This window comes from Nostoc sp. FACHB-152 (assembly GCF_014697475.1).
In the GTDB taxonomy this organism is placed as follows: domain Bacteria; phylum Cyanobacteriota; class Cyanobacteriia; order Cyanobacteriales; family Nostocaceae; genus Nostoc_B.
Genome location: NZ_JACJRV010000049.1, coordinates 1 through 12,386 on the forward strand (window position 1 = coordinate 1; position 12,386 = coordinate 12,386).

At 43.3% G+C, this 12,386-nt stretch carries 10 protein-coding genes; 5 read left to right on the forward strand and 5 right to left on the reverse strand.

From position 1 onward, the window contains the following. Positions 1-614 precede the first annotated feature (614 nt). Entirely contained in the window at positions 615-1,187 is a 573-nt protein-coding gene (locus tag H6G76_RS24370; RefSeq protein WP_190706778.1) for a dihydrofolate reductase family protein, read from the forward strand. A gap of 103 nt (positions 1,188-1,290) precedes the next feature. Beyond that, positions 1,291-3,909, forward strand: a complete 2,619-nt coding sequence (gene ppsA / locus H6G76_RS24375) for a phosphoenolpyruvate synthase (protein WP_190706780.1) — start codon at positions 1,291-1,293, stop codon at positions 3,907-3,909. 56 nt (positions 3,910-3,965) lie between these two features. On the opposite strand, the gene H6G76_RS24380 is transcribed toward ppsA, so the two are convergent. The 4 genes from H6G76_RS24380 to ssb all read right to left on the reverse strand — a co-directional run bounded on the left by H6G76_RS24380 (position 3,966) and on the right by ssb (position 6,971). Then, a complete protein-coding gene (locus H6G76_RS24380) occupies positions 3,966-4,952 on the reverse strand; it encodes a ParB/RepB/Spo0J family partition protein (protein ID WP_190706783.1) in 987 nt (328 codons plus the stop codon). Positions 4,953-5,161: 209 nt separating this feature from the next. Then, a complete protein-coding gene (locus H6G76_RS24385; protein ID WP_190570473.1) occupies positions 5,162-5,956 on the reverse strand; it encodes a ParA family protein in 795 nt (264 codons plus the stop codon). Between the two features lie 138 nt (positions 5,957-6,094). Beyond that, positions 6,095-6,514 (reverse strand): hypothetical protein, encoded by a 420-nt coding sequence (locus H6G76_RS24390; protein ID WP_190706786.1) that lies wholly within the window; start codon positions 6,512-6,514, stop codon positions 6,095-6,097. A 73-nt stretch (positions 6,515-6,587) separates the two neighbouring features. Beyond that, entirely contained in the window at positions 6,588-6,971 is a 384-nt protein-coding gene (ssb, locus tag H6G76_RS24395; protein ID WP_190706789.1) for a single-stranded DNA-binding protein, read from the reverse strand. 235 nt (positions 6,972-7,206) lie between these two features. Here ssb and H6G76_RS24400 point away from each other — a divergent pair, with 235 nt between their 5' ends. Continuing rightward, entirely contained in the window at positions 7,207-8,382 is a 1,176-nt protein-coding gene (locus H6G76_RS24400) for a hypothetical protein (protein WP_190706791.1), read from the forward strand. A 283-nt stretch (positions 8,383-8,665) separates the two neighbouring features. Here the strand turns inward: H6G76_RS24400 and H6G76_RS24405 are convergent, their stop codons facing one another. Beyond that, a complete protein-coding gene (locus H6G76_RS24405; RefSeq protein ID WP_190706794.1) occupies positions 8,666-9,586 on the reverse strand; it encodes an AraC family transcriptional regulator in 921 nt (306 codons plus the stop codon). Positions 9,587-9,801: 215 nt separating this feature from the next. Between H6G76_RS24405 and H6G76_RS24410 the strand changes: the two genes are divergently transcribed. Further along, positions 9,802-10,809: an alpha/beta hydrolase gene (locus H6G76_RS24410; RefSeq protein WP_190706797.1), complete on the forward strand. Its 1,008-nt coding sequence runs from the start codon at positions 9,802-9,804 to the stop codon at positions 10,807-10,809. 78 nt (positions 10,810-10,887) lie between these two features. Beyond that, on the forward strand, positions 10,888-12,384 hold the full coding sequence (locus H6G76_RS24415) for an FAD-binding oxidoreductase (RefSeq protein ID WP_190706800.1): 1,497 nt from the start codon (positions 10,888-10,890) through the stop codon (positions 12,382-12,384). Positions 12,385-12,386: the final 2 nt, after the last annotated feature.

Genomic DNA, 12,386 nt, shown 5'->3' on the forward strand with positions numbered 1-12,386 from the left:
TTAAATAGAGCTTATTGCGAATAAATGCTCTTTTTCTTTTACCACAAATTGCTACACTCTTTGTAAGATAAGCATTCTAGACCATTTTGTCCCCCCGCAAGGCTTTAAACTTACGCTCGTTGTAGTCAGCAATTTTGTAAATACCCATTGCGTTGTCATCAATTAAACTAACTTTTTTGGTTCTAGTAGCCATAATTTTTATCTCCTATGTGAGAGTTACTTTTTAAGGATTTGAGCGTTAGCTATAGTGCTTTCTCTTCTTTATTTGGACGTAAGTCCGTGTAAAAAATAACAATCTTAAATTGCAAATGAATGCTAACGCCTCCGCTACTATCCTGTTTTCAAAAATTTTCAAATAGCCCTGTTGTGTCACTATCGCGGTAGCGGCAGCTAGTGAGCTATACCTTCTCCTGTCAAAGACGCTCCGCGTAGCTTGCTTCCCCGCAGGGGTACGGCACACTTCTCTACGAGAGGCTACGCCAACGTGAACGCCGTATAACAACGCCCATGCACACCGACCGCCGAGAGCGATCGGTTATGATACAAAGGCGATCTGCGGCAGGTGATGGACACCGTTATGCACTTGAAGTCATATTTAGGAGTTGCATACAAAAATGAAAACTCAGTACTTTACAGCGACAAGTCTTGATGGCTTCATTGCGACTGAGAATGACTCACTAGATTGGCTGTTTGGGCTTGGCGACCTGAATGACTCCAGCTATCCAGAGTTCATTTCAGATGTGGGTGCGTTGGCAATGGGATCAGCAACTTACGAGTGGATGGTACGCAACGCCCAAAAGGTTGCCACTGAGACTGGCTTTGCGTGGCCATACACTCAGCCTGCCTGGATATTCTCTAGTCGCAAGCTGACAATAATCGAAGGTGCGAACATCCGATTCGTCAATGGAGATGTACACCACGCCCACACTGAAATGCGAGCTGCTGCCGGCACCAAAAACATCTGGATAGTTGGAGGCGGAGATTTGGCTGGTCAGTTCTACGATGCTGGTTTACTGGATGAGCTGATCATCCAGGTTGGCTCGGCCACCCTCGGCAAGGGTAAGCCGCTATTCCCTCGCAGAGTACTAAGCCCAGTTCTGCGCCTAGTGTCTGTTCATCAGATGGGTGCTGGCATGGCTGAGTTGCGCTATGAAGTACACAAAGGCGGTGTGAGTGGAGCCGCCTAACAATTGCAATGTAGCGGACTTTTGAAGCTCCTGATTGTAATGCAAAGGCTGTTTGCCGCGGCTGATTGCAACCGTAGTATCAATTGCCAAAGGAGGAAAACTGATGAGTTCATTTGTCCTTTGTTTTCAAGATATTGACAAAACAAAACTCAACGTTGTTGGGGGTAAAGGCGCAAACCTGGGGGAACTTACCAAGATAGAAGGAATACTTGTACCGGATGGCTTCTGTATTTCTACTGAACCCTTTAAAAGAATCATTGGGGAAACGCCGTCGATTAACGAATTACTCGAACAGTTATCGCATCTATTGGTGGAAGACAGGGATAAAATCAGTGAACTTAGCGGTGAGATTCGCTCTTTCATTGAAGGGATAACCATCCCTCAAGACATTAATGAAGAGATCGTTCGCCTTCTCTCCAAGCTTGGAGAAAAAAATGCCTATGCAGTACGATCCAGCGCAACTGCTGAGGATTTACCGACAGCCTCTTTTGCAGGGCAGCAGGATACGTATTTGAACATTATCGGGAAGGAAGCAATTTATCAGCATATCAGCAAGTGCTGGGCATCGCTATTTACTGAGAGAGCAGTAATGTACCGCCTTCAAAACGGCTTCGACCACCGTAAAGTCCACCTGTCTGTGGTTGTTCAGAAGATGGTCTTTCCGCAGGTGGCAGGAATTTTGTTTACTGCCGATCCCGTCACTTTTAATCGGAAGGTGTTATCCATTGATGCAGGCTTCGGACTTGGTGAAGCCTTGGTCAGAGGTCTGGTGAATGCTGATATCTATAAAGTGTGTAACGGCAAAGCGATCAATAAAAAGATATCTACTAAGAAACTGGCTATTTATGCCTTAAAAGATGGCGGTACAAAAGAACAGGAGATTGAGCCTAAACGGCAGAATAGGCAAGCGCTGACAGACGAGCAGATTTTGCAGCTTGAGCGCATCGGTAGGAAGATTGAAGAACATTTCGGACACCCCCAGGACATCGAATGGTGTTTGGCTGATGATACATTTCATATTGTCCAGAGTCGCCCCATCACTACTTTATATCCCATTCCGGAAGCAAACGATCGCCAAAATCACGTTTATGTATCTGTCGGTCATCAACAAATGATGACTGATCCCATCAAACCATTGGGATTATCTTTATTCCAGTTAACAGCTGCTCGACCCATGTATAAAGCGGGTGGACGTTTGTTTGTTGATATCACCCATGATTTAGCTTCACCTGTGAGAAGAACAATTCTGGTAGATGTTTTGGGAAAATCCGATCCGCTTATAAGGGACGCACTTATGACCATACTAGATCGGGGAGATTTCATAAAATTGTTACCAGATGACAAGCAAGAACAAAGTTCCGGTAACAGCAATAAGGGTGCATCGTCTTTGGATTTTCAAACGCTGACCGAATACGATCCGGCGATCGTTTCTGATTTGATTGGGCGTAGTCAAACATCGATAGAAGATTTAAAACAGAACATCCAGACGAAATCAGGAGCGGATCTGATTGATTTTATTCAAGAAGATATCCAGAAATTAAAGAAGAGTTTATCCGATCCACAAAGTTTTGGCGTGATTATGACTGCTATGAATGCTTCATCGTGGATCAATGAAAAAATGCAGGAGTGGTTAGATGAAAAAAACGTAGCAGACACGCTTTCTCAATCTGTACCCAACAATATTACTTCTGAAATGGGTCTGGAACTATTGGATGTCGCAGATGTGATTCGTCCTTATCCTGAAGTAATTGATTATTTACAACAAGTAAAAGATGATAGCTTTTTGGATGAATTGGTTAAGTTTAATGGCGAAAAGGAAACCCAAGACGCTATCTATGCTTATCTCAACAAATACGGAATGCGATGTGCCGGAGAAATCGATATTACAAGACCTCGTTGGAGTGAAAAACCAACTACACTTGTCCCCATGATTCTCAGTCACATCAAAAACTTTGAGCCTGGTGCAGGCGATCGCAAATTTGAGCAAGGGCGACAGTCAGCTTTGAAAAAAGAACAAGAGTTATTAGAGCGATTGCAGCAATTACCGGATGGTGAACAAAAGGCCGAACAGACCAAACGAATGATCGGCTTAATCCGGAATTTCATCGGTTATCGTGAATATCCAAAATACGGCATGATTAATCGCTACTTTGTTTATAAGAAAGCTTTACTCAAAGAAGCCGAACAACTCTTACAAGCGGGCGTTATTCATGAAAAAGAAGATATATATTATCTCACTTTTGAAGAACTTCGCTCAGTTGTACGTACAAATAAACTGGATTACCAGCTCATCAACAAACGAAAAGACGAGTACAAACACTATGAAAAGCTAACTCCGCCACGTGTTATCACATCTGACGGTGAAATCATTGCAGGTCGGTACAAACGAGAAAATCTCCCTACCGAAGCTATTGTAGGTCTACCTGTTTCCTCTGGAGTTATAGAGGGACGAGCGCGTGTCATCTTAAACATGGAAGATGCCGATCTAGAAGATGGAGATATATTAGTCACCTCCTTTACTGACCCTAGCTGGACACCATTGTTTGTATCCATAAAAGGTTTAGTTACCGAAGTTGGTGGTCTAATGACACATGGAGCAGTTATCGCACGTGAATATGGCATAAGTGCAGTTGTTGGAGTGGATAATGCTACCAAACTGATCGATGACGGACAGAGAATTCGGGTTAATGGAACGGATGGCTATGTAGAAATCCTCAGTTAATATACTCTGTAATGATGACTTAATCTATGAGTTGACTTCTAGCCATCCAGTACCTTTTACAGAGAGTTGTCCGAGACTAGACTACCTTGCTGTAAAGAAGGATCATCTTTGTTTTCTTCTTCTAGAAGTGCTTCAATTTGAGTAAAAAGCTTATTAATTTTTTTTAGCTTTTTCTCATCATTCCAAATTTTACTTTTTCTAAGTGCTTTGTATATTTTGTCAACTTTTTCTTTTTGCTCTTGGTTATGAGATGATGGCTTACTTTCTGACTGTGAGGTCAGAATATTTCCTACTAGAATCCTAATTTCAGATAGTGATAAACCTTCTGCGATCGCTTTATTTAAAACTTTCTGTCTTTCATCATCATTTTTTATCCGGTTGATTTCCTTAGCTTTTGTATATTCAATTTCACCTTTTTGCAGTGCGGTTTGGATATCTAAATGGAGTTTGAGTAAAGGAAGACGATTGGCTACAAATGACTGCCAAGTAATTTTTCCTAATCTCAAGAATACATCTTGTATGATTCGTCCTTCATCACTAACCATAACGTTATGGTTAGAATTACCTTTGCTTTCGTTATTCATGTCATAGAGCAGTTTGACCACTGTCTCTTGGTCAACATCGAGTTCTTCGGCTAGTAATTCGAGAATTCCGATAGTTTCCTCGTAAGCATTGAGGTCTTCCCTTTGGAGGTTTTCAACTAAGCGGAGTTTACGAGCTTTTTTTTCGTCGCATTCAATAATGACTACAAGGATTTCCTCAAGTCCTGCAATTTCACAAGCTTTGAGACGGCGTTCACCAGCGATCAACTCATACTTATCTTCCTGAATCTTTCTAACAACAATGGGTTCTAGTAACCCTACTTCCTTAATGCTGTCAGCGAGCGATTTGAGTTTTACAGGGTCAAAATAGCGACGAGGCTGACTCGGCGGAAGGATGATTTGAGATAAAGGTAAAGTGGAATCAGATAAAGATTGTTCGTCTTCATCTCCAAATAAATTATCCAGTCCAGTAAGTTTTTCTAGTTCGCGTTTTTGGCTCATACAAAATCCTCGGTAAGCGGGAAACTCAGAGGCTTTAGCCCTGAGAGGGAAGCGACGGGAGCGAATTTATTCGCTGAAGTCTTTTTAACTTGAATAACTGTAACCATCTTTTTTGTGAATTGATTTACAGAACTTATAGTTTATTCCTTGAATCAATCCTCTCTAGACTTAGACTGGTCAGTACAGCTTGCTTGATTTCTCTTACAAGCTCAGTGGCTTTGTCCCTGAGTTACTGACAGTTGAGTAATATATTTTGTAATTTCTTCGAGTATGCTAACTGCGGGGTGGTTTTTCTTGTGGAGTGCAAGTGGTAGATGTGCTTGGGTTGCGTCAGGAAAAGCTGTTGATTTAGGAATGGGGGCAGTAACGTGTATCCGTCCTTCAACCTGTTGTTTAATTTCTTCCAGTATTCCTGTGTCTTGAAGATTACGATTATCGTATTTGGTTGGAATTATACAGGCAATTTGTAATTTCTGGTGTCCTCCTTTTTTGAGTCGGGCAATTGTTTCTAGCAGTTGGTTGGTGCCAAGATAGCACTTATATTGCGTTTCAACAGGAATAATAACGTGTGAAGCAGCGACTAAGCTCATAATGCTTAGGATTCCTAAAGAAGGCGGGCAATCAATCAAAATATAATCATACTGGTCAAGTACATTTGATAGCACAAACTTGAGCCGTTGGCGGTTGTCGATGGTCAAGTCATGAAAAATTTTTTGCTCCGTACCTGCCAATTGGATATTTGTTGGTACAATGTGCATCCCGTGAATAGGTTTTTCCCATATATACAGGGGAGTTTCTTCAGCGATCGCACCATAGATAGTTTGTTCAGTTTGCAGCTTGACTTCCCCTAATCCCATAAAAGCTGTTAGTGATGCTTGTGGGTCCATATCCACAAGCAGTACACGGTGTTTTTTAGCAAGGTGGTATCCAAGATTGTGTGTAATAGTTGTCTTAGCTGCACCGCCTGACTGATTGAAAGTGGCAATTATTTTGGTTGATGACATATATTAATGAAGCGATTTTGTGAACCCATGTCAGCGATTCTACCAAACAGTGGATTTTTATTCTGGATTTTTGAAAAAAAATAACGCTAGTTCAAACCAGTAAACCTGTCTGGACTAGCATTATTCAGTTAGTTGGTTCTAAAATGGGGGTTCTTCGTCTAGGTCTTCATTTGTCGAAGTAACGTTATCTTCGAGTAGTTCCTTAGCAAAATCGGGAGTTTCAGGCGAGTGAGAATTTTTGCTAACTTGGGTGAGTTCGTTAATCGGTTGTGCTGAGATAAAGTTTCTAATTACGAATGTGGCAATCTTTTCTTTGTACTCACCCCTGTTATCTACTACTAAATCAAGATATCCTTCTGCTGTACCATGTACGCCTTCCCCCTGTTCGTTGATAACGACAGCAGGTGCGCCTTTGGAACGGAATGGTATCTCGTCAGTAACGACTCCTTCCTTGGAACGGTAGTAGAATTCAGCAATTCCAAAAGCAATCAAGGAACCTTCTTTGTCGTGGGTTGTGTTCACTGATTTAAAATTAATAGTTGCAGTATTATGAATCATGGTCGTTTGGTTTGTAGATTGATTAGATGGTTAATCGCCTATGATTTATACTGCATAAGCGATTTGTAACTTTCTAGAAATTTGCGTTAGCTACAGCCTGTGTTTCGTTTGATACAGAAGTAGATGTAGATTCTTCCTTACGGGGTGAACCTAATAATTCGATTGCATTGATTGTAATTACGGGTTTTTGCCGCATAGTGCCAGAATTTTTATCAGCCCAACGATCAAATCCAAACTCACCAGTAATTGCAATCTGAGTTCCTTTACGAATGTAATTTCCAATCACTTCTGCTTGATTTCCCCAAGCGACTAAATCAAACCAAAGAGCTTGTTCACTTCTGTAGGGTGGTCTTACTGCAATAGAGATTGAAGCCTTAACTGCACCGGACTCGAAAAATTTAAGATCAGGTTCTTGTCCGCATCTGCCAACTAGCATGACTTTGTTGATATAGTTCATAACGCGAGAATTGATATATTTCTTTTATTGCTGCGTCAGCATTAGTTCTTTTAATATCTATCATTTTGACGAATTGTTTTCTTTAAAGCACACTTTTTGATTCATACTTGTGAGTTATTTTTTATCCCTGTTTCTCATTGCATTGCGGTTTTTACTAAGGAACGGCTAATTATCCTGTGCTATGGTGGTATCGCAAATGTCGTGGTATGTATCTAAAAATTATAAGTAATGACTTATGCTTGAATATCTTCTCCTAAAGCGAGTAAGTATTTGTAAGCTGATGCTCTTGGCTTTGATGTGGATACAGTTCGATGAAGACAGCCAAAATCAGCTAACTCCTGACTACTCTTCACCTTTGCAAGTAGAAAATCTTACTTGGTTAGGAGAAACATCTGTTGGAGAAGAGGTCGAGCATTTTTGTGATGTTTCTAATACCGCTAGGATAGGCGTTTGGGGAGAAATTCTAGAACTGAAGTTAGTAGATTTAATTGCTGATTTACCAACTTGTTTGCACGATGCTTCATGGTTTGCTCTACTGGCAATTACTATGATGTTGGTGGATAAGGAATTAGAGGGGATATGCGTACACCCACAAGATGAGTATTTTGCCCGGACTATTGCGCTTGAAAGTTTAGCTGATTTAGGTGATTCTTACTTAGCTAAAGGACATCCTTATTTAGATTTTCCTCTATCTTTAGAAGACGCTAAATCATTACTGCCAGTTAATAGAAAGCAAGAGCTAGAAATCGAGTTAGAGAAATTTCTTATTGATACTTATGAAGACGATTTTGATGATGAAGCACCAAATATTTGTGAGTTTTCATCCATCTACTTGCAAGATATTTTAAAAGAGTTTTTTGTTGAATCTGACTGGCAAGGTGATATCAATCAAGAAGCGGTTGTACAGCTTCAAGAAAAGTATGGTTCACAGTATTCAGAAGGTGCGTTCTCTCCTGAAACTAAGGAACACGAACGTTGGGGCAAAACGCTTGTTTTTCTTAAACAGTTTATAGGTCTGGATTCCAGTTTTATCGAAAGCCAAAGCGATTTGTTCCTTGATGAATCTCAAGCAGCTGATTTACCTGATTACTTCCGTATCAAGACCCGTTTAGAACGTTGGCAAGACCGAACAGTTGTCTTACCCCGGTTGGTTCATACTTTAGTTCATTTTTTACTGGTAGGACAAAATTATCATCCTAGTCATATACAAGATTTGATGCCTATTCCAGTTTCTTCACGGGCTATATCCAGCCTACAAGCTTGTTTAGGTGTAGCTGCTTACAGAAGTGGTTATTACATGGCTGCTTCAAATATTCCCGAATCAGAAATTGGGCGGAACTGGTTGCTACAAAAAGCTTTTCCTAACCTGCTTGATTTTTATCAAACAGGTCGTTTGAATGGAAAACAATAATTAATATTCTGCTGTTAGTTAATAAAGACAAATTTATTTTTATGAAAAAATACTTATTTATACAATACCTTTGCCAAAATAAGAGTCTACAAAAATTAAAAAAGCCTTGCGAGAAACCTGGAAGGAATTTTTAGGACTGATTGTTTTTGCCCAGCTTCGGAGAAATGGCAGTTTGTACATCAACTCACCCTCGTAAATTGGCTAAGGTATCGTATGCATTGGGGTTTATGTACTAAGCCACTAAGTTTAACGTTCATCTCAGCGATTGCTGAACAGTCAATACTCAGGCAATTCGTAAACGCTCAATATCCTTTATAGGTGGCGCACCAAACATGCGGGAATATTCACGGCTGAACTGTGAAGGACTCTCATAACCAACCTGATACGCCGCACGGGTTGCATCTGCATTTTCAGCCAGCATCAAACGACGGGCTTCTAATAACCTCAACTGCTTTTGATATTGCAACGGACTCATTGAGGTCACTGCCTTGAAGTGCCGATGAAATGATGCGGAAGACATTCTCGCTTGCTTTGCCAAATCATCCATGCTCAGTGGCTTTGTAAACTCTGCTTTGATCTGTTTAATCACCTCGGCAATGCGCTGCATCTGGCTGCCGGAGGTCGCAATTTGCCAAACCGCTTCGCTCTGGTCGCCCATTAAAAGACGGTAATAGATTTCGCGAATCATCATCGGTGCCAGGAATGGAATATCTTCGGGCGTATCCAGAAGCCGTGTGAGTCGGGTAGCACAATCAATCAACGGAGCATTTGCATCGCTGACGAACAAGCCTCTGACTGAACTTTCTTTTTGATCTCGATGGCGCTGAATTTGGTCAATAATGTCCCAAAGCCCAGTCGCGTCCAGACTTAGCTTAAAGCAGAGATACGGCTGATCCGGTGTTGCTTCGACAATATTTCCGCTGAGTGGCAGATCAACCGTGACAACAATATATTGAGCCGCACCATAGTGATAGGTTTCCTGTCCTAGTAAGGTTTCTTTTCTGCCTTGAAGAATAATGCAAAGCGTCGGTTCATACACCGTGCAGAGTTCTGTCGGAGCCGCAGATTCTCGCATAAATTCCAACTGAGCGATCGCCGTTGAATGAACACCGTTTCCTCTGCCATCCGTGTGGCGAGTCACTAATCTTGCCAATTCTTGACAAGCATCAATCGTGGTCTCGCGCTTTAGAAATTCATCTGCCATACCAAGCCCTCGTCAACACTTAGCGACGTATCGTGAGACATCCCTCTCATCGTTTTCCTGCACCTATTATAGAGGACTCTTTTAAACACCATTTCGCTGTTTGAGAAAATCAGGCAATAAACTGCAAAGTTTATGTATTCAGAACCTTCTTTCCAAAGCATAAGATGAACTCATGCCAGAAGAGCAATGAAAAAATAAGGCAATAAAGGAGAGCGATGCACAAAAGAACTGCCAGTTTTGACAGTAAAGGGTTAAAGTGTTCCGTCACCTTTTACACTCCAGATCAAGCCGCATCTGGTCAACGTTGTCCTGCCATTGTCATGGCGAATGGCATTGGCTTGACCAAAGAGATGGGTCTACCACAGTTTGCTGAACGCTTCGCTCAAGCTGGATTCGTTGTCACACTGTTCGATTACCGCTACATCGGTGGCAGTGAGGGAGAACCTCGTGGACAAATGCTCCCGACCGAGCAGCACGAGGATTACCGCAATGCTATCACCTGGACTCAACTCCAACGTGAAGTTGATCCCCATCGCATCGGTGTTTGGGGCTTCTCTTATAGCGGTGGTCATGTGCTGCATCTAGCGGCATTTGATCGGCGCGTGAAAGCCGTCGTAGCCCAGATGCCGACAGTGAATCTTTTTCTCAACTCCCGTCGTCTGACTTCACCCCTTGACCTCGATGAACTCACAACGTTGCTTTCACAAGACCGCATCAAACGGTATCAAACTGGGGAAGTGAGCTACTTTCCTCTGGTTGCCCCACCCGGACAACCGAGCTTTCTGCCGACACCTGATGCATATACCTGGGTTGAATCTGCTAAAAGCGCCAGTGAAGGACGATGGGAGAATCGCATCACCTTTGAATCGATCGAGCATTCTCTCTATTACGAACCCGTTCCTCACTTGGAGGCGATCTTTCCCACTCCGCTATGTCTGATTGCAGGCGAGAAGGATTTTCTCACACCTCCTGATTTAATTGCCTCTGTCTATGCAGGTGCAATGGAGCCGAAGTCTTTCACCATTTTGAAGGGTGGACACTTCGACGGTTTCCAGGGAGAAGGTTTTGAAATTGCCAGCACAACTGCCGTGAAATGGTTTGAGAAATATCTGAAACAGGTTGAGGCTCCTGTCTTGGAAGTTACTGAACAATCGCTCGTCATTGATAGCGGCGTTAACTTCGCCATCACAAAAGATGGTGAATGGAGGAGTGTATTGGTGTAAATCCATTACTGTTCATGACACAGCGTATTGATGAACAGGAGTATTTCTATGTCTTTAAACAATGAAAGGAAGTAAATAATGTCAGAACAACATCAAAGAACTGCTCAATACGAGCAAAATGGGCAAACTCATGTTCAAATAGCATCTTCACAAGAGAAGCTGCATGACTACGAAGAAGCGATCGCGATACTTGCCTCGAAGATCCGAGGTGAACTGATCCTGCCTAGTAACCCTGCGTATGAAGCTGAACGAAAAGTCTGGAATGGTCTCGCTGATGGCTATCCTGCTGCGATCGTGCGCTGCATTGATGCGGAAGATGTCAAAATCGCTGTCAATTTTGCCCGTGAGCAGGCAATGACGCTCTCTGTGCGGAGTGGAGGACATAGTGCAGCCGGACATGGCACCAATAACGGTGGGCTGGTGATCGACCTCTCCTACATGAAGACGATAACAATTGATCCAGTACACCACACAGCGCGTTTGGAACCAGGTCTTACCTGGGGTGAGGTTGCCAAAAAGCTCCAAACCTTTGGATTGGCATTGACATCAGGCGACGTTGCTTCTGTGGGTGTGGGTGGCTTGCTGCTGGGCGGCGGCATCGGTTGGATGGTTCGTGCCTACGGTTTAACGATCGATCGCCTGCAAGCAGTGGAACTAGTTACGGCAGATGGACAATTGCTGCGTGCTAGTGCTGATGAACATCCCGAACTGTTTTGGGGCTTACGCGGTGGCGGTGGCAACTTTGGCATTGCAACGGCTTTCGAGGTAAATCTACATCCAGGCGGAACTGTTTTGGGTGGTGCTGTCTTTTATGAGGCAACCGAGGCAGAGCGCATTTTGCGAGAGTATACTCGTCTAGCAGCAGCAGCACCCGATGCACTTTCCACTGAAGTTTTGTTCATGCTGGCACCTCCTGCCCCCTTCATTCCCCCTGACAAACAGGGAACCCCAGTCGTCGGGATTATGGTCTGCTACATCGGTGACATCAGCGAGGGTGAGGGGGTTGTGGCTCCCCTGCGTCAGCTTGCCACCCCGATCGCCGACCTGATCGCCCCCATGCCCTATTCAGAGATTTTTGCGCTTACAGGAGTTGGTGAGATCCCTGGCTTTCAACATCATTCGCGATCGCAGTTTTTCGAGACGTTCTCAGACGAGATGATACACGCATTAGTTGAATCTGCTCAATCTGTCATATCTCCTGAAACGTTAATTTCCCTGCGTGTCCTGGGTGGCGCAATGAGTCGGGTCGCACCTGATGCGACCGCCTTTGCTCATCGTGATAAACAGGGCATGGTGTTGATCACTCATTTCGCACCATTATCTGCCGATGCTGCCAGTCTCGATGCCCTTACCCAGCGAGTCTTTCGGGCGCTCTTACCCTACGCTAACGGTGCTTATGTGGGTTTCCTGGCAGATGAAGGAGAGCAGCGGATTCGTGAGGTTTATCCGACTGCCACCTACGAGCGACTCGTGGCGATCAAGAACCAGTATGACCCAACCAATCTGTTTCATCGCAACCAGAATATCAAACCCACCGCTACAAGAGCGATGCTTGTTACCTCAGTAAGTTCATAACA

What these genes read in the sequence shown, in the direction of transcription:
- H6G76_RS24370 (WP_190706778.1), top strand. Translation starts at nt 615, where the DNA reads ATGAAAACTCAGTACTTTACAGCGACAAGTCTTGATGGCTTCATTGCG.
- ppsA (WP_190706780.1), top strand. Translation starts at nt 1,291, where the DNA reads ATGAGTTCATTTGTCCTTTGTTTTCAAGATATTGACAAAACAAAACTC.
- H6G76_RS24380 (WP_190706783.1), bottom strand. Translation starts at nt 4,952, where the DNA reads ATGAGCCAAAAACGCGAACTAGAAAAACTTACTGGACTGGATAATTTA.
- H6G76_RS24385 (WP_190570473.1), bottom strand. Translation starts at nt 5,956, where the DNA reads ATGTCATCAACCAAAATAATTGCCACTTTCAATCAGTCAGGCGGTGCA.
- H6G76_RS24390 (WP_190706786.1), bottom strand. Translation starts at nt 6,514, where the DNA reads ATGATTCATAATACTGCAACTATTAATTTTAAATCAGTGAACACAACC.
- ssb (WP_190706789.1), bottom strand. Translation starts at nt 6,971, where the DNA reads ATGAACTATATCAACAAAGTCATGCTAGTTGGCAGATGCGGACAAGAA.
- H6G76_RS24400 (WP_190706791.1), top strand. Translation starts at nt 7,207, where the DNA reads ATGCTTGAATATCTTCTCCTAAAGCGAGTAAGTATTTGTAAGCTGATG.
- H6G76_RS24405 (WP_190706794.1), bottom strand. Translation starts at nt 9,586, where the DNA reads ATGGCAGATGAATTTCTAAAGCGCGAGACCACGATTGATGCTTGTCAA.
- H6G76_RS24410 (WP_190706797.1), top strand. Translation starts at nt 9,802, where the DNA reads ATGCACAAAAGAACTGCCAGTTTTGACAGTAAAGGGTTAAAGTGTTCC.
- H6G76_RS24415 (WP_190706800.1), top strand. Translation starts at nt 10,888, where the DNA reads ATGTCAGAACAACATCAAAGAACTGCTCAATACGAGCAAAATGGGCAA.